Annotated in this window: 18 protein-coding genes; 2 read left to right on the top strand and 16 right to left on the bottom strand. The window is 38.1% G+C overall.

The genetic code is table 11. From position 1 onward, the window contains the following. Positions 1-277: 277 nt before the first annotated feature. From ndoA to acpS, 5 genes are all read right to left on the bottom strand, one after another. A complete protein-coding gene (gene ndoA, locus CZ490_RS19040) occupies positions 278-628 on the bottom strand; it encodes a type II toxin-antitoxin system endoribonuclease NdoA (protein WP_010284636.1) in 351 nt (116 codons plus the stop codon). 4 nt (positions 629-632) lie between these two features. After that, positions 633-914 (bottom strand): CopG family ribbon-helix-helix protein, encoded by a 282-nt coding sequence (locus CZ490_RS19035; protein ID WP_010284645.1) that lies wholly within the window; start codon positions 912-914, stop codon positions 633-635. A 226-nt stretch (positions 915-1,140) separates the two neighbouring features. Then, complete coding sequence (gene alr, locus CZ490_RS19030; RefSeq protein ID WP_077620342.1) at positions 1,141-2,301, bottom strand: alanine racemase; 1,161 nt, start codon at positions 2,299-2,301, stop codon at positions 1,141-1,143. A gap of 284 nt (positions 2,302-2,585) precedes the next feature. Further along, complete coding sequence (locus CZ490_RS19025) at positions 2,586-3,602, bottom strand: LolA family protein (protein ID WP_077620341.1); 1,017 nt, start codon at positions 3,600-3,602, stop codon at positions 2,586-2,588. A 251-nt stretch (positions 3,603-3,853) separates the two neighbouring features. Beyond that, complete coding sequence (acpS, locus tag CZ490_RS19020; RefSeq protein ID WP_077620340.1) at positions 3,854-4,213, bottom strand: holo-ACP synthase; 360 nt, start codon at positions 4,211-4,213, stop codon at positions 3,854-3,856. A gap of 203 nt (positions 4,214-4,416) precedes the next feature. Between acpS and CZ490_RS19015 the strand changes: the two genes are divergently transcribed. Then, entirely contained in the window at positions 4,417-5,136 is a 720-nt protein-coding gene (locus CZ490_RS19015) for a rhomboid family intramembrane serine protease (protein WP_077620339.1), read from the top strand. A gap of 36 nt (positions 5,137-5,172) precedes the next feature. Here the strand turns inward: CZ490_RS19015 and CZ490_RS19010 are convergent, their stop codons facing one another. From CZ490_RS19010 to CZ490_RS18975, 8 genes are all read right to left on the bottom strand, one after another. Then, positions 5,173-6,627 (bottom strand): PH domain-containing protein, encoded by a 1,455-nt coding sequence (locus CZ490_RS19010; protein ID WP_159439988.1) that lies wholly within the window; start codon positions 6,625-6,627, stop codon positions 5,173-5,175. Further along, entirely contained in the window at positions 6,617-7,096 is a 480-nt protein-coding gene (locus tag CZ490_RS19005) for a PH domain-containing protein (protein WP_077620337.1), read from the bottom strand. Before CZ490_RS19005 ends, CZ490_RS19010 begins: the two co-directional genes overlap by 11 nt. 118 nt (positions 7,097-7,214) lie before the next feature. Further along, a complete protein-coding gene (cshA, locus tag CZ490_RS19000; RefSeq protein ID WP_142255403.1) occupies positions 7,215-8,708 on the bottom strand; it encodes a degradosome RNA helicase CshA in 1,494 nt (497 codons plus the stop codon). Positions 8,709-9,602: 894 nt separating this feature from the next. Beyond that, complete coding sequence (locus CZ490_RS18995) at positions 9,603-10,976, bottom strand: UDP-N-acetylmuramoyl-tripeptide--D-alanyl-D-alanine ligase (protein WP_077620335.1); 1,374 nt, start codon at positions 10,974-10,976, stop codon at positions 9,603-9,605. A gap of 63 nt (positions 10,977-11,039) precedes the next feature. After that, on the bottom strand, positions 11,040-12,125 hold the full coding sequence (locus CZ490_RS18990; protein ID WP_077620334.1) for a D-alanine--D-alanine ligase: 1,086 nt from the start codon (positions 12,123-12,125) through the stop codon (positions 11,040-11,042). 954 nt (positions 12,126-13,079) lie between these two features. Continuing rightward, positions 13,080-14,402, bottom strand: coding sequence for a hemolysin family protein (locus tag CZ490_RS18985; protein WP_200801607.1), 1,323 nt, complete (start codon positions 14,400-14,402; stop codon positions 13,080-13,082). 213 nt (positions 14,403-14,615) lie between these two features. Continuing rightward, a complete protein-coding gene (locus CZ490_RS18980; RefSeq protein WP_077620332.1) occupies positions 14,616-15,068 on the bottom strand; it encodes a MerR family transcriptional regulator in 453 nt (150 codons plus the stop codon). A gap of 83 nt (positions 15,069-15,151) precedes the next feature. Continuing rightward, entirely contained in the window at positions 15,152-15,556 is a 405-nt protein-coding gene (locus CZ490_RS18975) for a rhodanese-like domain-containing protein (RefSeq protein ID WP_077620331.1), read from the bottom strand. A gap of 174 nt (positions 15,557-15,730) precedes the next feature. On the opposite strand from CZ490_RS18975, the gene CZ490_RS18970 reads away from it, so the two are divergent. After that, on the top strand, positions 15,731-16,144 hold the full coding sequence (locus tag CZ490_RS18970) for a VanZ family protein (protein WP_268762198.1): 414 nt from the start codon (positions 15,731-15,733) through the stop codon (positions 16,142-16,144). A 39-nt stretch (positions 16,145-16,183) separates the two neighbouring features. Here CZ490_RS18970 and CZ490_RS18965 read toward each other — a convergent pair whose 3' ends face one another. The 3 genes from CZ490_RS18965 to nagA form a co-directional block, all read right to left on the bottom strand. Continuing rightward, entirely contained in the window at positions 16,184-17,101 is a 918-nt protein-coding gene (locus tag CZ490_RS18965; RefSeq protein WP_077620330.1) for a DUF7916 family protein, read from the bottom strand. A gap of 75 nt (positions 17,102-17,176) precedes the next feature. Continuing rightward, the gene (gene nagB, locus CZ490_RS18960; RefSeq protein WP_077620329.1) at positions 17,177-17,971 is read right to left on the bottom strand and encodes a glucosamine-6-phosphate deaminase; all 795 of its coding nucleotides are present in this window, start codon (positions 17,969-17,971) and stop codon (positions 17,177-17,179) included. A gap of 2 nt (positions 17,972-17,973) precedes the next feature. Beyond that, on the bottom strand, positions 17,974-19,143 hold the full coding sequence (gene nagA / locus CZ490_RS18955) for an N-acetylglucosamine-6-phosphate deacetylase (protein WP_077620328.1): 1,170 nt from the start codon (positions 19,141-19,143) through the stop codon (positions 17,974-17,976). Positions 19,144-19,158: the final 15 nt, after the last annotated feature.

Raw genomic sequence — 19,158 nt, 5'->3', positions numbered from 1 at the left:
CACCGCTCTCTTTAGATTTTTACTCACGAAAGGTTTTTTCAGATAATAGCTTATTATGTACTTCGATATAAATAGTGTGATTCCCTTCACTTTTCAATGTTTGTTACACAAGTAAAACACTTTTGTAATATATTTTGTTCCCGGTTTTTATAGGATCAAAGACTAAGAACTCCACATTCTGTGCCAACGTCTTTGTGACCCACTTCCTGTGGCGTAAAAAATAAAAGAAGCTACCAAGTGGTAACTTCTCAACGGCGTATCACATATAAATGAATAATTAAAAATCGATGAGTCCTAAACTTATCTGTAAGGCATCATCCACTCTGTCCATCATCTCTTCATCGAGATGTGTTATCTTATCGGTTAAGCGCTGCTTATCGATTGTACGAATTTGTTCTAACAGAATAACTGAGTCTCGTTCAAATCCATATCGCTCCGCGTCAATTTCAACATGTGTTGGAAGCTTTGCCTTCTGAATTTGGGCAGTTATGGCTGCGACAATGACTGTGGGACTAAACCGATTCCCGATATCGTTTTGGATGACAAGAACAGGACGAACGCCTCCTTGCTCTGAGCCAACAACAGGGGAGAGGTCTGCAAAATAAACGTCGCCACGTTTTACAATCAAATGATTACCCCCCGCTAACTAAGCGTTCTACGGTGTGGTCAGCCTCAGATTCAGCTAAAAAAGCCTCCGATGCAATAGTAAGGTTGATTTTCGCCATTTCCATGTAACCGCGTCTCATAGATTCTGTAATTTGACGCTTCTTTCTCTCACGTAGATACATTTTTGTAGCTTGATAAATCAGTTCATTACGGTTACCATTTTCTTGTTTCACTAGGCCATCCAACTCACTAATTAGATTTTGTGGTAATCGTACTAGAATTTCTGTTGTTGCGCTGGATTCAGACACAAACATACACCTCCACCAACTTGCCACCAATATTCTACTCCAATCTTAATAATACCATTATTATGATTAGATGCAAAGCTTAATCCAGTAATTCCAATTTATTATCTGCATTAACGACTGGTTTTTATGCAAATATTTTACCGCATTTCCAAAACCTTCTTTTTTTATTTGCATAAAAGAAGAATTTGGATCAACTAGTACAACAAAGGTACTAATCCATCTACTCTCAATGTCTTAATAACGGATTTCTCACTTCAATTATTCTCTTATTTCTTAAAAAAATACGCGGAACACGAAAACTTATTGTACACGTGACTTCATAGTTGATGGTCTCAAGAGCCTTCGCTACATCATCTACAGTAATGATATTCTCCTTTTGTTTCCCAATCAAAGTCACCTTTGCACCCACAGAAAGTTTTCTTGGAAGACGGACCATAAATTGGTCCATGCAGACACGTCCAATGATTTGACAGTACTCCCCTTCAATTAAAACTGAGGTGTCTTGAAGCTTTCTCACCCAACCATCTGCATAACCGACAGGAACTGTTCCGACCCACATATCTTCATCTGCAGTAAACGTAGCTCCATAACTAACTTTTTCACCTTTTACAAGTTGTTTTACGTGGACGAGCTTACTATGAAATGAAAATGCCTCTTCAAGTTGATAAGGAAGTTCATCCTTTATCTCAAGTGAGGGTGTCATTCCATACATACCAATTCCAAGTCTAACGACATTAAACACTTTATCCGGAAATCTAAATCCGGTTGCACTATTGCCACAATGAATCATCTTCGGCTTTTTTGGAATCCATTCAAGCATGCGCACAAAGTTTTGGTACTGCTGTTCAAAATAGGAAGTAACTATTTCATCAGCTGTTGCAAAATGAGTAAATACCCCTTCAAGTTGAAGCCGTGCATTTCGTTCAATTGTGTTATAAATTGCTTCTACCTCTTCTTTTTCCTTTACGCCCAGACGCCCCATTCCAGTATCTAGTTTTAAATGAAGAGAAAGTGGAGTAGTGCCTTGGTAGTTTTCTACTACTTCATCAAGCCAGTCTTTACTGTAGATAGTCAGTGAAACATTGTTTTCTGCAGCAATTTTCACGTCGGTTGGACGCGATGCTCCCAGCACAAGAATAGGCTCATTAATTCCCCCGCGACGTAAGGAAATAGCTTCGTCAATAAAAGCAACTGCAAGATAGGTAGCACCTGCCTCAAGAGCCGTTTTAGCGACCTCAACGTCACCATGTCCATAGGCATTTGCCTTCACAACAGCCATAATCTGCACTTCTTTTGGTAAGAAGTCTTTCATACGCTTTACGTTTTCTAATATGCAATCTAAATCAACTTCAACCCAAGTATCCCGATAAAAATGGGTAGAGTCCATGGTATACACCTTCTTAATAAATTCAAATAAAGCTAGAAAATCACTGCTCACTAAATAAATTCGATGATTGAGCGTAGTTATGTCCATGTATATATTAATTATTTTGTATACCCATTTTAACATATGAGGCAAAAAAGAAAATATGTAAAGAATTGCACAGGCTTTTAAACATTGGTGAAAGATTGAATCGAACTCTGATAAATATCCTACTTCAGTTGAATATCAAACGCCCCAAGTACCTAACGCAAAAAACAGGCCCGATTTTTCGGACCTGTGTTCAATGTTTATTTTACAGATTTACCTTGTACAGTACGTGCAACAGAGATTAATTCCTCTTGAGTCAGGTCATCTGAGGCAATCATGAACTCTGCGCCATTATATGTCCAAGAAATGGATTTATCCGTTAATGTTCCTACTGTAAATCCTAGGTCAACCGGTTCACCGCTTAGAGAAATGGTGGTAGCAACTTCAGCTACTCGTGCTCTTTCTTGGATCAATGTGAAGGTTTTCTCTCCTCCAAATGTCATAATGACACGAGTACCATTTTCTGTTTCGATTTTCTTTTCCTCTTTTAATTCAACACCAGCAAGTGCTTCCTCTGAAGGATAAAGAACTTCTAGTGGCTGTTTATCAACCTCACCCATCACTGGGATTTCATCCAACGTAGCTGAAGACATATTCTTTTCTACATCAAATGCGGATTTATCAAAGCTTGCATCAAACTCTACCTTAGAGAATTCAACAAGCAACAATACTTTACGATCTGGATCCATTACCTTTACAGATACAGGCGCCAAGTCCTTCTTACTGAAAGTAATTTCTTGCTTTGGCAGCATATTATTGTTTTTGTAATTTGTTTTTGTTTCAAAAATGTACTGATCCTTTGTAGCTGTGAATTTCGCTTCAGGGTCCTCTTTCACATCATGTACCAAGGATTCGAAGAGATATGCTTGGCTGCTGTTTTCTGGCCAGTCACTTTGAAAACGGAAGCTCTTATTAAGTGCTGGCGTTAAAACAAACACACCCTCTTCATTGCGCAAGATCATCTGACTTTGGTCTTTCTCAGCATTTTTTAGGTTTACGCGATAGAAAGTGGGCTCTTTGTGCCAAATTTCTACTTCATATACCTGTGGGTCATTACCAGTTTGAAGTGTCATTTTTGCATCTGCCTTATAGCCAGTCAACTTCTGAACCTTTTCATCTAGCGAACTAACCACATCTTCTTGTGATTTTTCCCCACATGCCGCGAGTACAAGGGCAATGAGTAGCCCTAATAACAACAAAAATACTTTTTTCTTCATTTCTCCTTCAACCCCTTTGCCTCTTATCGCCTTTTGGTTGAGACAAAGTGTATAATTTGATGAACACCGAAAGGAATCATTCCGTGCTTATTAGGACCCCATCATTTCTTTCGCGTTCTTTTCAACCGACCATCAGTTTACACTGCCTAAGCCTGTAAACCAAGTGAAAATAACACTGCCCATCACACTCTTACACCTTGTCTCACCTACCGCACTAAAAATATATGAGACAAAGTTGCGTAATATGCAGACTAGCTTGACAAGCTTTCAATTATTACTTGTGCAACTGCATAATCTTTACTATGAGTAATGGATAAATGAGCCTTTTGACTTATAGGTTTAGTGAGGACTGGCTTACCTTTTTCATCCGATAACACCTCAATATCTAAAAAGCTCAAACTTTCTCCAATTCCCGTTCCAACCGCTTTTGAGTATGCTTCCTTTACCGCAAATCGACCCGCTAAAAACTCTACTTTGCGGGTCTCTGAGAGTTGAAGAAACTTTTCTTTTTCCGCATCTGTTAATATTCGATCTACAAACTTTTTTTGTCTATGTAAAATTTTTTTAATCCGATCAAGCTCAACAATATCGATTCCTGTTCCAATAATCATATAAAAATCCCTTCTTCTATCTACAAACTTTCAATCATAAGATGTACAAACCGTTCAAGGAATTCGTCATTCTATGAAGAATATAGTACGATAAATAAACAATATCAAAGACGAAACAGCGGATACCAAAATGAAAACTCACATTGCATGACCCCTCAATTATATGGGGGATAAGGCTCAATAAAGTTAAAAGGAGAATCTAGATGTTTATACGAACTGAAAATTTCCGCCAATTTTTACGATTATATCCTATTATATCAATTATTATCGCGATTCATATCATTCTCTGGTTATTGATATTTCTTTCACTACCGTTTGGGACGACTCTGATGCAACACATGATTGGATTTAATTTCTTAATTGCCGAGGGAGAATATTGGCGACTGCTATCACCAATTTTTGTACATAGTGGATTTGGCCATATGTTGTTTAATTCCTTTTCACTTGTTTTGTTTGGTCCTGCTCTAGAGAGCATGTTAGGGAAATTCAAATTTATCGTTGCCTATCTTCTTACCGGGGTGGCAGCAAACCTAGCAACCTTCTACATTGAACCACTAGAATTTGCTCATGTTGGATCTTCAGGGGCTATCTTTGGATTGTTTGGTATCTATTTGTATATGGTTCTGTTCCGTAAAGACTTAATTAATCAAATGAACTCACAATTGATTATGACCATTTTAATTATTGGTTTAGTCATGACATTTATTAATTCAAATGTGAATATTGTCGCCCATATATTCGGCTTTATTGCTGGTGCTATTGTTGCTCCGATTGTTTTACCAAAAACTTCAGGGCAGCCTCAAGTTATTATGACAAGAAGTACCTCTTACCGACCTCGGGTGAGGCTACCAAGACAGTTCACACCCAAACATATTCTTTGGATTATTATCATTATCTTAGTACTGCTTGGTATCTTCCTATAAAAAAGGGCTAAAGCGATTCGCTTTAGCTCTTTTTCTCTACTCTTCACTGATTTTTAGACCACGTTCTTTGTACCAGTCCCAAATCACCCTACAATCAGAAATCTGTAAATCTTTAACCTCAAATCCCTTGCCTGACATGGTCGATTTTATAAATGTTTTAACAGTCCCAAGCTCTTTGTTCCTTTGAAAGTAAGACTGCTTCAAGTCCAACGATTGAATCCGTTTTTTATATTGGAGCACCGTTACTTTACTAAAAAAACGATATTGTAATGTTAATTGATTTTCGTCAATTTTCCATCCCGCAACTTTAAAACGACTATATCCAAATAATAGACCTATCGGGAAAAGGATCATACCTACATAACCCCATAAGCTAACATAGTAAGAAAAAACAATGATTGTTGGTATAAGAGGAATGATCGGTAAAACACCTCTTATCATATATCTCCACTTCGCGTGTTTTGGTGCATGGTTATTGATTTCTGGTACTTGATAATCTGGAACAAATTGGTGTAATAAATGATTAATGGCTGACTTTTTAACCAAAGGGAACAGCACCGTTGAAAAGTCTTCCCCTTTATCGAGCGAGCCACCAGCACTCTCAATATACACAGTCGAATACCCTAAAGGCTGCCTGATTAGATTTTCACCAATCCGTATTGCTTGAATTCTCGTTAGTGGGATGGTAGATTGCCTTTTTTCAATTAAGCCTCTTGTAATAAACAATTCATCGTCTCGTTTTTCAACCCTAAAATTAGCATAACGTAATGTCATAATTAAAATACCAACAAACCATGCGATCAATAAGAAGGTCGCAACTAAAACAATGATGTAGATTAAAACAGATAGACTGACATATTTTTCAATGGTGTGATACAATTTTTCAAACGGTAAGTATTCTGCAAATTGGCTTAAGAATGCTAATACACCGGAAATGACAATTCCGATTCCCCCTGAGGTTGAGGCGAGAACAAGTAGTTCCTTTGTTGTAATTTGATAGGTTGTCTTTGTTTGTTGCGTTTCTGTTTCATCCTCTTGGTGATTTTTAGAGCGAGATAACAACTCACGCAATCGATTAGCCTCTTCCTCTTTGATTGCAGTAAGGACAGCCTCTGCCTGCATTCCCCCTCCTGCCGTTTCCACCTGTAGCTTAACCAATCCAAAAATACGCTGTATAATTCCAGCAGAAACATCGATTGTTTGTATTCGCTCTATTGGGATGAAACGTTTTTTACGTATAAGCACCCCGTATTCAATTCGTAATTCTCCCTCTTCAATACGATAGGTGTACCGGTACCAATGTAAAACACCAAAAATTAAAAGCAAAAAAATAACAACAGCTGCTCCTATGTAAAAGATCCGATCAAACAAATCCGAGTCTCCAGTTCCAAAGAATAGGAAGAAAAGCAGCGGTAGTAAAAGCTCCTTTAATTGCTTCAAAAAGCTTAATAGTCCCGCAACTGGATGCATCCGACGTGGTTCAAACATCATCTTCATCCACCCTCGCTAACCTAGAAATTGAATCACGCAGTTGATCTGCTTCTTCTAAATCAAGTGCTGGTATTTCATGAACAGTTGCCGCGGTCGAAATTGTCACAGTTGCCAAATCGTGTTTCCGAAGCAACGGTCCTTGTTGTGTATCAACGTGCTGGACACGGTTCATCGGGATAATGGTTCGTTTAACAATTAGAACACCTCGTTGAAGGTCGATTTCATGTTCATGAACTTCATATCTCCAGCGTTTCCACTTTAATTTCGGAAAAATAAATATAGAAAAAATGGATTCTAACACGGTTAGAATAATCAATATTATAAATGCCCAAAACGCCCAATCAAAAATAATAGTAAGAACTAATACAGCGATTGTAATTAGCCAACCAATCATGGATGAAATAATGGCAGCCGTTTTCCACACCGTTAAAGCCCGCTCACTTATGCGATTTTTTGGTAAGTCCCTCATAATCCAACCACCCCTTCTACTGTTGGAATATTTTTCATATCAATCCTATTATTATAAATGATTTTGTAGAAAAGTTATATAACAAAAAACAGTGCACTTGTGTGCACTGTTTTTGTTATTATTCTTCGTTTTTACGGAAATTACCGCGGCGATTGCTACCACTTGAAGAATAACGATTTCCACCTGAACCTTGGCGTCCACCATTACCACGTCCGCGATCACGATTGCCACCCTTGTAGCGCCCACGGTCACGTCCGCCTCCACGGTTATTATCTCTATTGTCTCTCTTCACACGCATAGGTGCCTCTTCAGTTAGCTTAATTGGTGTAGCGTCTGGCTCTTTCGTCATTAACTTAATTGCAGCCGCTACAACAGAAACTGAATCATGCTCTTCCAATAATTCCTCTGCAATACGTGTATAGTAAGATAAGTTATTGGACTCAATCATTGATGTGATTTTTTCCATTGTGATCTTTTGTTGACCTTCTAAAGCCTCATCTAATGTTGGTGGCTTCATTTTGTCCATTTTACGTTTTGTCGTATTTTCTACATTTTTAAGTTGGCCAATCTCACGAGGTGTAACAAATGTCATCGCCATACCTGTTTTTCCTGCACGACCAGTACGTCCAATTCGGTGTACATAGCTTTCAGGGTCTTGTGGGATATCGAAGTTGTAAACATGTGTTACTCCAGAAATATCTAAACCACGTGCCGCAACATCTGTTGCAACTAAGACCTCAATAGAACCTTCTTTGAATTTACGTAAAACAGATATACGCTTTGCCTGACTAAGGTCACCATGAATACCTTCAGCCGCATAGCCTCTTAAAGTCAACGCTTCTGACAACTCATCAACACGACGCTTTGTACGACCAAATATTATCGCTAACTCTGGTGATTGTATGTCTAATAAACGAGTTAACACATCAAACTTTTTCTTTTCTTGTACTTCTAGATAGTACTGTTGAATATTCGGTACAGTCATTTCTTTTGTTTTTACTTTTACAATTTTCGGGTCTTTCATGAAACGCTCAGCAATGCGTTGAATCGGACCTGGCATTGTTGCAGAGAAAAGTAATGTTTGACGTTCTTCAGGAACTCCTTTTAGGATCGCCTCAATATCCTCAATAAAGCCCATGTTTAACATTTCATCTGCTTCATCAAGTACAACAGTTTTTACGTTTTGTAGCTTCAATGTTTTTCTATTGATGTGGTCAATGACACGACCTGGCGTTCCAACAATGATATGTGGGTGTTTTTTCAATGAGCGGATTTGACGAGAGATGTCCTGTCCACCATAGATTGGTAAAATTCGGACACGGTTAAAGTGACCAATTTTATAAAGTTCTTCTGATACTTGAATCGCAAGTTCACGAGTTGGCGCAATGACAATTCCTTGAATATTGTCGTCTTTTACATCGACATTTTCAATAAGCGGAATTCCAAATGCTGCTGTTTTTCCTGTTCCTGTTTGGGCTTGACCAATAACGTCATTCCCTTCGAGTGCTAATGGAATCGTTTGTGATTGAATGGGAGTTGCTTCTTCAAACCCCATTTTACTTATCGATTTCATTAAATCCTGACTAATCCCTAGTTCGTTAAATGCTGCCAATTTTTTCATACTCCTTTTGTTAATCTATTTGTACAATGACAAAATTGACTTTTAGACGGGAAATCTTTATAGACACTGGGCTTTCGCCTCAAATAAATACGATATTAAGCTGGATACAAAAGTTTGCATCATGATCGCATAACCTACACATGATGTATGCGCCGTAGGTAGGCTTCTGCCTAGTATTTATAGTAGATCAGAAATCAAATGCGCCTTGGCGTATTTGCGCCCGATTTTTTAGGCCCACACGAGGTAGGTCACAAAGACGTTGCCACAGGAAGTGGCGTTCTTAGTCTTTGATCCTATGCTCGAAAAGTTCCTTTGAAAAATCGTGGCATCCGCTGGAGGCTTACTTAAATCAGCCCGGGTTATAATCCAAGCTTATTTAAGTTGAATTCTGCTTAAAAAAAGGACATTTTCCGTGAAATAACGGAAGTAATGCCCTCAGGGTTCACGTCCAAAAAGTTAATAAAAGGGCATTGTCACCATCTGGTAGACAAGCTGTACCCTTTTTAACACTGTATTTGTAATCTTACCACTACACATTTAGAAATGCAATAAAGCGGAATTTTCAATGATTAGTATAAACTTTATTAAACAGTTTCATTCAAGATTTAAATTACTTTTAAATATTCATTTGATATATAGAGACCTTTTATTCCAAATAAAAATATTTTTGAAATAATTGTAATGTTTTTGTAACATTTAACGTTCTCATACGTACTAATAAGTAAGAACAAATTTTAGGAGGTTTTTTTATGGACAAGCTATTCAACGAAAACACAGGTTTTATGAAAGAACTATTCGCATATTCTCTAGGAATTCTATTATCAATGCTAGTTATACTTCCTTTTATCATCTAAAAAAGCTCGGCAATAGGAACCGAGCTTTTTTTTATTTTTTGAAAGCAACTATGACTTCCTCGAGCTTCATACCACGTGATCCTTTTACTAATAGAATATCACCTTTGGATAAAAGCTTTCGTACTGCATCTATGAGCTGTTCTTTGTCTTGGTATGCAAACACTCGGTCTGGTGAGAAATATTGCTTTGCGCCATTCGCGATGTGCTCCCCTAACACTCCGAATGTAAATACATAATCAACCTTATCTGGTTGGATGAAGCGTCCTACTTCTTCATGATAGTCTTTCTCCTTGTCACCAAGCTCTAGCATGTCACCTAACACAACCAGCTTTTTACCTGAGGCATCTAAATCATGAACGAGACTAATTGCCGCTTTCATCGATAATGGACTTGCATTATAGGCATCATTTATTAATTTCGTACCATTGATCCCTTCAATTAATTCCAGTCTCATATTGGTGATTTTAATCTGCTTTAAACCAGCTTCAATATGATCCCATGATAAACCTAAGTGACGAGCTACAGCCATAGCGGCCATCCCATTATTTACATTATGCTTACCAAGTACTGGTGCATAAAACTCTTTATCTTCAAGCTTATTAATTGTAAAATAAGTACCTTCATTTTCTTGTTTAATGCGTAATGGGTAAAAGTCATTTTGTTCTGACTCACCAAATGTAATCGTTTGAATATCCATTGATCTAACCCGCTCCGTTAACAGCGGTTCATCACCATGATATACAAGCAACCCATCGTTCGATAGTCCCTCTACGATTTCCAATTTTGCTTTTGCAATTCCTTCTCGGGAACCGAGATCAAGCATATGGGATTCACCAATATTCGTAATAACCGCAACATCGGGACGTCCTAATAAAGTGAGAAATTCAATTTCTCCAAATGCACTCATGCCCATTTCTAGTACTGCTACTTCTGTATCTTCTTTGAGGCGTAAAATCGTTAAAGGTAAGCCAATATGATTGTTGAAATTACCTTCAGTCTTTTGGACCTTCATGGTAGTTGAAAGGATAGATGTAACCATATCTTTGGTAGTTGTCTTCCCATTGCTTCCTGTAATACCAACAACTTTAATCGCAAGTTCATCTCGGTAGCTTTTAGCAAGAGTTTGAAGGGCTTCTAACGTATCCTTTACATAAATTACTGGCAGTTGCTCTGGTGGATTCGGTTGATTACTTCCCCATAGGACTGCCGCTGCACCATTTTCAATTGCCGCCTCTATAAACCGGTGGCCATTAAACGTCTCACCAATGATTGGTATGTACAGATTACCAGGTGAGATGGTTCTTGTATCAATGGATACACCTTCGATTAAGATATCTTGGAATTGCGAGTCCAGTTTTTCTCCCTTTGCCATTTGGCAAATTTGAGCTAGGGTTTTCTTTATCACAAGTATCTCTCCTTTCATGAAGAAACACTATTCAATAAAAAGAATAGTGTTTCGTTTTGTTGGTTACATCGTATATTTAATCGTTTGTTTTTCAGCGTGACGTTCGATTGCAAGATTTACTAGTTTTTCAATTAACTCTGGATAGCTAACACCAGCTTCCTGCCATAATAGTGGGAACATACTAAACGGTGTAAATCCAGGCATTGTGTTTACTTCGTTTATAATTACTTCTCCTTTTTTAGTCAGGAAGAAGTCTGCTCTTACTAAACCTGAGCAATCAAGTGCCTTAAACGCTTTGATTGCTTCTGATTTTACAGTTTCATATTGCTCCTCTGTGATATCTGCAGGGATGATAAGAGCTGTATCGCCATCCTCATATTTAGCTTTATAGTCATAGAAGTCTTTTTTAGGGACAATTTCCCCAACGACTGAGCAACTCGGGTTATCGTTACCTAATACTCCTATTTCAATTTCACGTCCAATGATTGCCTCTTCAATAATGACTTTACGATCAAAGATGAAAGCTTCTTCAAACGCCTTTTCAAGGCTCTCACGATTTGTAGCCCTGCTAATTCCAACGCTTGATCCAAGATTTGCAGGTTTTACAAAGCATGGGTAACCAAGTTCTGCCTCAACCTTAGAATAGGCTTCTTCTGGATTTTGCTTCCATTCGCTACGAATATATGATACATATTTCGCCTGAAGCAGACCTGCTTGGGCGAAGATATTTTTCATAATAACTTTATCCATACCAGCTGATGAAGCAAGTACTCCGTTACCTACATAAGGGATGTTTACTAATTCAAGCAAGCCCTGAACCGTTCCGTCCTCTCCATTCGGTCCATGTAATAGTGGGAACACTACATCAATTGCTTCCTGATGTTCAGAAGACTGCGCCGGAAAAAGTTCCGTATTTAATGAAACTGGCGAGATCGAAGTTCCTGACTCTGTTAATATTAATTTCTTGACGTCTTCGACTGGTCCCGTCAATTGACCGCCGCGAATCCATTCGCCTTGTTCCGATATATAAATGGGATGAATATCATATTTTGAGTGATCTAATGCTTTAATAACAGCCAATGCGGTTTGCAAGGAAACCTTGTGCTCAGCTGATTTCCCTCCGTATAGCAAGCCTAGTTTTACTTTCATTAAGCTTCCTCCTAATAAATTCGTATAGCCTTTATTCTAACATTTACGCTTTTATATTATATAACAAATACATGACATTTCTATAATTTATTACAAGAGTCCAGAAAAGTGTCTGTCTAGGCTTGTTCTATATTTAGGGGAGTTCGATTAGGGTTGGGTGTTTTGTTAGGTACTTTATATAGATGTTGCGCATGGTTTCGTCGAGCATACGGTAGCTAAAGCATGCGCATTCTGCTTAATGCTCTTCTCATACTTTCACTTAAAAATTAGGAGGATGTGGAAGCGAGCCTATAAAAGCAGCTTTCGTCCTTGCATATGGGTAAAATTAGGAGGATACGGACCTGTAAAGGCTGCTTCCCTCCTCTCATTTGGGTGAAATTAGGAGGATATGAACCTGCAAAGGCTGCTTTTGTCCTTGCATTTGGGTAAAATTAGGAGGATGCGGACCTGTAAAGGCGGCTTTCGTCCTTGCGTTTGGGTAAATTTAGGAGAATGCGGACCTGCAAAAGCAGCTTTCGTCCTTGCATTTGGGTAAATTTAGGAGAATGCGGACCTGTAAAGGCTGCTTTTGTCCTTGCATTTGGGTAGTTAGGAAATGAAGGACTTTATTTGAGCTTACCTTTCCTTTTTATGGATGATGCGCATGGTTTGCCCAGCTTACCTTTCCTGAATCATGCGCAACCTGCTTTTCCGCATGCTTTTCGCATACGTTTACTTAAAAGTCATGCGCATGTGGATAAACTTGGAAGCAAGTGCCGCTTCTCGTGCCATTTTTCCCTTTTTATGGATGATGCGCATAGTTTCCTCCGGATCACCTTTTCTAAAGCATGCGCAACCTTCTTTTTATCACATTACTTTTAAATCGGAATAACCAAACCAACCAAACAATCATACCACTCTCTCGACAAACTAAAAAGCCTTGACGGCTTTGAAATCCGTCAAGGCTTTAATTAATTATTCAAGTGCGCTTGCACTCTGACCAATGGCATAGAGTTGTTCTTGTTGTATTATTTTTTTGATCTCTAGTGATTTAATATGGTGACCGTCCATTTCGATAATTCTAAACTCATAATCACCATACGGGATTTTGTCACCAGGGTGGGCATCAATTTGTTCAGTTAGGATCCATCCACTGATTGTATCAACATCTGTATCGTCAATCTGGAAACCAAACAAGTCATTAACTTCACCAATTAAGACCTTACCGTCTAAAACGGTTGTTGTATCGTTAATTTTTTGGATTGCCGGCTTTTCATCCGTATCGAACTCATCGCGGATTTCACCAACGATTTCTTCAAGGATATCTTCAACCGTAACTAATCCAGAAGTTCCACCATATTCATCGATTAAGATTGCCATGTGAACACTTTCTTTTTGCATCTTTGCAAGTAATTCCTGGATTGGAATTGACTCAATCACATGGATTATTGGACGTGTATAATCTTCTATTGTTTTTTCACGAGCTCCGGTGCCAGTTACAACATCGGTCAGCAATTCTTTTAAGTTAACTAATCCAATTATATGGTCTTTATCCCCATCAACGACTGGGTAACGTGTGTATTTTTCACTCGTCATGATCTGTAAAATTTCTTCGACTGATTTTTCCTTATCAAGAGCGATAATCTCCGTTCGTGGCACCATGATTTCTTTGGCCACACGATCATCGAATTCAAAGATTTTGTTTACATATTTATATTCAGATTGGTTAATTTCACCATTTTTATAGCTTTCAGATAAAATAAGTCGCAATTCTTCCTCTGTATGGGCAATGTCGTTTTCTGATATTCGCTTATAACCGAAAAGACCTGTTAACAAACGAGCTGAACCGTTCAACACCCAAATTAACGGAAACATAAGTTTATAGAAAAAGATTAAAGGTCTAGCAAAAATCATTGTGATTCTTTCAGCCTTTTGAATTGCGATTGTTTTTGGTGCAAGTTCTCCGACGACTACGTGTAAAAACGTAATAATCAGGAACGCAATTGTAATTGATAAAGCAGTTGAAACAGAATCCGGGATATTTATCATACCGAACAATGGATGTAGTAATGCTTCGAATGTCGATTCGCCAAGGAATCCAAGTCCTAAAGCTGTTACTGTAATACCTAACTGACAAGCAGACAGGTATTCATCCAGATTTGAGGTTACAGTCTTAGCTGCAATTGCGCTTTTCCTCCCTTCTGACACGAGTTGGTCGATGCGAGTGCTTCTTACTTTTACAATCGCAAACTCCGACGCTACGAAAAAGGCAGTTAACGCAATTAAAATTGCAACCATGACCAAATTAAATATCTCCAAATAGTTTCCTTACACGTTCGAAACGAGTAAGGATTACACCTCCTAAATAGGTAAGTTTTAGTTTTATTTCATTTCTTACATTGCATGTTAAAGAAATGTTGTTTATATAAAGTATTTGTATTATTAATTATTTATTCTGTAAATTTATTAATCTATTAATTTTATTCATTAGAGACCCGCAAGCTCGCTTAATTAAGTAAACAGAACTGTAATTAGCTTCGCGAGTGCCATGCTTTGTGTAGACATTTTGTTTATCACAAATTTTTGTTGCTCTTCAGGCAGAGACTCTAAAATGGGCTTCATTTCTTTGAGTTCAGTTTCTAAATACTCGATACGCTTTGAAAGAGCCTGAGTGTATTTTAAAACACTCTCCTGTTCTAGGCGACTTGTATGAAACAATGCCACCTTTTCCTTGATTTCAAGTAAAGGAATGTTTAACTCCTTGTACTGTGCAACTAGATGAAGAGTATCAACCGCGTCATCACCATAAATACGATAGTTAGAGTCTGTTCGTATAGGAGTTAAAATACCTAGTTGTGTGTAATAATCAATAGTTCGTTTTGATACATTTGCTTCTCTTGCTAACTCACCAATACGGTATAACTTCCCAACGACATCACCCCTTCTAAAGAATTTTGAACGCACTCTTCTAGCATTCTCCTACTCTTTTATTATATGTATAATTAACCGTACAGTCAAACGTGATGGTTTCTGTACGGTTTCATAACTTACTTTTGTTTTTTATCAGGTGTAGAGGTAGTATTCAGACTAAAAAGGCCACCCTTTAAATGTGCAAGGGGCAAGTCCTTATGTCTTCTTCTAATCGCTTTCGCAGCTTGCTTACTACGAATTCCAGTTTGACAATATAAAACGATGTCTTTATTAGTTGGAATTTCAGCTTTGTTTCGTTTGATTTTATTAAGCGGAATATTAATTGCGCCTTCAATATGATCTGCTCGAAATTCATAGGGGTTACGCACATCAATAAGTGTCACATTCTGTGGTTTTTTCATTTTTTCCTTAAAATCTACCTCTGATAAATGAGCAAGGTCCTTTACAGGTCCAAAAGAATTAATGATAAGAAAAATAAAGACTATTCCTAGTCCAATTTGCAACCAAGTAATCATATCCATTTTTACAACATCCTTTTTTCGTAAGCGTTACCCTCATTATAATCGAAATAACTAAAAACGAAAAACACATGTGACATTGCTTCTATTTTACGGTAGAGTAGATGAGTATAATATTCGAGGATTGGAGAAATAAAAAAGTTGGGACAAGCTACAAAACGTTTTTTGGCTGGTACGGTGTTAATCACCTATACACTATTCCTTTTTTATTGGATGTTTTTTGCATTTTCCCGGACAAAAGGTTCTGAATTCCGGTACAACCTCACGCCTTTTTCAACGATAAGGAATTACTTTACCTACTACGATCATTTTCCTTTTCACATCTGGGTTATAAATATGGCTGGAAATATCGGAGTATTTATACCGTTTGGTATCATCTTGCCGGTTCTTTTTCCAAGGCTTACAAATTTCTTCAGGTTTATCGTAGTTTTCATCATAGGGATCACTTCACTCGAGGTCTTGCAACTTTTCAGTATGCTTGGTAGCTTTGATGTAGACGATATTATTTTAAATACGATTGGGGCTGTAATTGGTTTCATTTTGCTGTTTGTCATAAGGGGACGCAAACGAGGTCGTAAAAAACGGAGATGAGGGAAACACACAAATTATGTTCACCTCATCTCCCTACTATTATCTGTTAACTGATGCAGCCATCCTTATGTAAGTATGACGCTTTCCTCGGATAGCAATTGAATATGTCATGATATTTTCTGGAACTGCTATACCATGGTAACCCGCATCACCGATATGGTAGATATCTGCACCTGCCATTTTGCTTGTTAAGGCAATTTGACGAATAGTCGCTTCATCCGCGCCTTCTTGACTAGTACCTATAGTCAACATCACCAACGCTCCCTTTGAATGAACAAAACGGACATTTTTCTCTGTCGATTCGAGCGTAATTCCTGGAACAGTTCCAGGTGCTGGCATTAAAATTACATCTGCCCCCGCTTCAACAAAGCTTTCAAGAGCGGTTTCCGAAATGATACCACTACCCGATTCATTGGCTACTCCCGCGCCGTGCATTTTTCCGGCTATAATGAGACCCTCGTTACCAAAAACCTCACGTGCCTTTTTTATGGCTACTACAATTTCACTATTTGTTACCCCGGTTTTGGGATTACCAGTTAAACATACAAAGTCGAAACCAAGTTTCTTTGCTTCACTTAATGATTCTTCTGTCGCTAATCGACCCTTCGGAAGTTGATTTAGTTTTTCAAGCTGTATCGCATTCGGATCGACGGGCTCAAGGTTTAAACCAATCGGTCTACCTGTTAGTTCTTTTAGCTTCTCAACAATTGATTCACCTTCTTGGGCTTGAAAACCTTCAACAAAAGGTGAGAAGACATCAAAGTAATTAAAGATAAGTAGGTCAGCGCCAAAGGCTGATGCCATTTCAGCATTTGTCACACTTGGGTACATTGGTTGGAAAGAACCAATCACCTCTGATAAAATAACCCTTCCTTCTGAAGCTTTTATGGATTGTTTTAAGTCCTGTCCGTTCATTTTTTTGAAATCCGAGGCTGTACAATCTAGTAGGCGTTTCATGTTGATACCCCCTTTGCAATGATTGAACCATTTCCACTTTATACTTCCACTGTCAGGATAGAAATAATCACAACTTTAATTTGCAAGTATGTACTTATTAGAGAATTCTTCTTTATCTTGATCAAATTCCCTCTTTTTTTCATCATCTACTAATGAAAGTGCCTCTTCATCCGCAATAATGGTTACATTAGGGTGATTTTTCAATACGGTAGCAGGAATCGTTTCAGTAATACCCTCGTTTATAACCTTTTCTAGGATTTCAGCCTTTGTTTTACCTGATACGAGCAATAGGATTTCCTTACTTTTCATAATTGTTGAAATTCCCATTGTAATGGCGTGCGTTGGTACTTCATCAATACTATTGAAAAATCGTTTGTTGGCTTGACGTGTTGATTCTTCTAACTCAACAACATGTGTGACTGAATCAAAAGATGTTCCAGGCTCATTAAACCCAATGTGTCCATTTACCCCAATTCCAAGCAATTGAAGATCTACTCCACCTAAATCAGAAATCACTTTTTCATACTTCTTGCTTTCTTCCTCATAATCCGTTGCCAATCCATATGGGATATGGATATTTTCTGGATTAATATTGATTTGAGAGAAAAGATTCTCCATCATAAACTGATGGTAACTGTTTGGATTGTCCTTATCGATTCCTAAATATTCGTCGAGATTCACTGTATGTATTTCTTCATAAGACGTTTGATTTTGCTTATGATCCTTAATTAACTCCTCATATGTACCGACAACAGTACCACCGGTAGCTAGACCTAAAACTGAATTTTGTTTTTCTTTTACTTGATGAGATATCTTTGCTGCTGCCATTTTGCTCATTTCAGCAAAATCTTTTACCGCTACAATTTTCATTATTATTCCCCCCTGTTTGAATAAGCTAGTTTTCCACGACAAAATGTCATGATTACCTCTAATTGATCATTCACAATTACAACATCTGCATCTTTACCAGCTTTAATACTTCCTTTTCGGTCAAACACATTAATTTGCTTTGCTGGATTAACAGCTGTCATTTGGGTAATATCACGAAGAGAACACCCCGTATATTTCATCATGTTTCGAACTGCATCATTTAATTTTAATATGCTTCCTGCTAAAGTTCCATCTTTTAATACAGCTCGTTCTTCATTGACAATTACCTCTTGGCCACCTAAGTCATACATCCCTGCTCCGAGGCACTTTGCACGCATAGCATCGGTTACAAGAATAGAGCCCTCGCTTCCTTTATTTTTATAAGCGAACCTTACCATCTTAGGTGCTATATGAATGCCATCGACAATCATTTCACACTTCACTTCGTCATGTAATAGCACCGCGCCTGCTACACCTGGTTCACGATGATGAATTCCTCGCATCCCATTAAATAGATGGGTAGCATGTGTAACACCAGCCTCTATTGCTGCTTCCACTTCATCATAGACTGCATCTGAGTGACCAATAGAAGCAACTACGCCTGTATTTTTTAAATGGGTTGTTAACTCAAGTCCCCCCGGTTCCTCTGGCGCTAATGTGACAAGTCGAATATGATTTCCCGATAAAGATTGCCACTTTTTAAATAGCTCTACATCGGGATTTATAATATTACCCGGATGTTGTGCACCTGCTCTTTTGGGTGATAAAAACGGACCTTCTAGATGGGCTCCCAAAATCTCCGCAGTTCCAATGTCCTGCTTCGGAATGTATGATGCAATTGTACGAATTGCTATTTCGATATCCTCTTTTGACTTCGTCATTGTCGTCGCAAGAAAGCTAGTTGTACCTTCCTTTGGTAGTGCCGTTGCCATTGTATCTAATGCCTCAGGAGTTGCGTCCATTACATCTGCTCCGCTTGCCCCATGGATATGTAAATCGATCATTCCCGGGATCAATGAGTATGAATCATCAAATGTAATAACCTCATCCTGATCTGTTTTTTGAAGTTCGCTCATTGCACCTACCCGCGCAATTTTTTCTCCAACGATTTCTACGAATCCTTTTTCAATAATGCCTTCTTCAGAATAGATAGTTAGATTTGCAATAATCATGTCTAAACTCCTTCT

Source organism: Litchfieldia sinesaloumensis, assembly GCF_900156865.1.
In the GTDB taxonomy this organism is placed as follows: domain Bacteria; phylum Bacillota; class Bacilli; order Bacillales; family Bacillaceae_L; genus Ferdinandcohnia; species Ferdinandcohnia sinesaloumensis.
Note: the sequence above shows the minus strand (reverse complement) of the source record. Positions and strands in the feature narration are given on the sequence as shown.

Coding starts and splice junctions, on each gene's coding strand:
- alr (WP_077620342.1), bottom strand. CDS start 2,301: ATGGACTCTACCCATTTTTATCGGGATACTTGGGTTGAAGTTGATTTA.
- CZ490_RS19025 (WP_077620341.1), bottom strand. CDS start 3,602: ATGAAGAAAAAAGTATTTTTGTTGTTATTAGGGCTACTCATTGCCCTT.
- acpS (WP_077620340.1), bottom strand. CDS start 4,213: ATGATTATTGGAACAGGAATCGATATTGTTGAGCTTGATCGGATTAAA.
- CZ490_RS19015 (WP_077620339.1), top strand. CDS start 4,417: ATGTTTATACGAACTGAAAATTTCCGCCAATTTTTACGATTATATCCT.
- CZ490_RS19010 (WP_159439988.1), bottom strand. CDS start 6,627: ATGATGTTTGAACCACGTCGGATGCATCCAGTTGCGGGACTATTAAGC.
- CZ490_RS19005 (WP_077620337.1), bottom strand. CDS start 7,096: ATGAGGGACTTACCAAAAAATCGCATAAGTGAGCGGGCTTTAACGGTG.
- CZ490_RS18990 (WP_077620334.1), bottom strand. CDS start 12,125: ATGAAAGTAAAACTAGGCTTGCTATACGGAGGGAAATCAGCTGAGCAC.
- CZ490_RS18985 (WP_200801607.1), bottom strand. CDS start 14,402: ATGGTTGCAATTTTAATTGCGTTAACTGCCTTTTTCGTAGCGTCGGAG.
- CZ490_RS18975 (WP_077620331.1), bottom strand. CDS start 15,556: ATGGATATGATTACTTGGTTGCAAATTGGACTAGGAATAGTCTTTATT.
- CZ490_RS18965 (WP_077620330.1), bottom strand. CDS start 17,101: ATGAAACGCCTACTAGATTGTACAGCCTCGGATTTCAAAAAAATGAAC.
- nagB (WP_077620329.1), bottom strand. CDS start 17,971: ATGAAAATTGTAGCGGTAAAAGATTTTGCTGAAATGAGCAAAATGGCA.
- nagA (WP_077620328.1), bottom strand. CDS start 19,143: ATGATTATTGCAAATCTAACTATCTATTCTGAAGAAGGCATTATTGAA.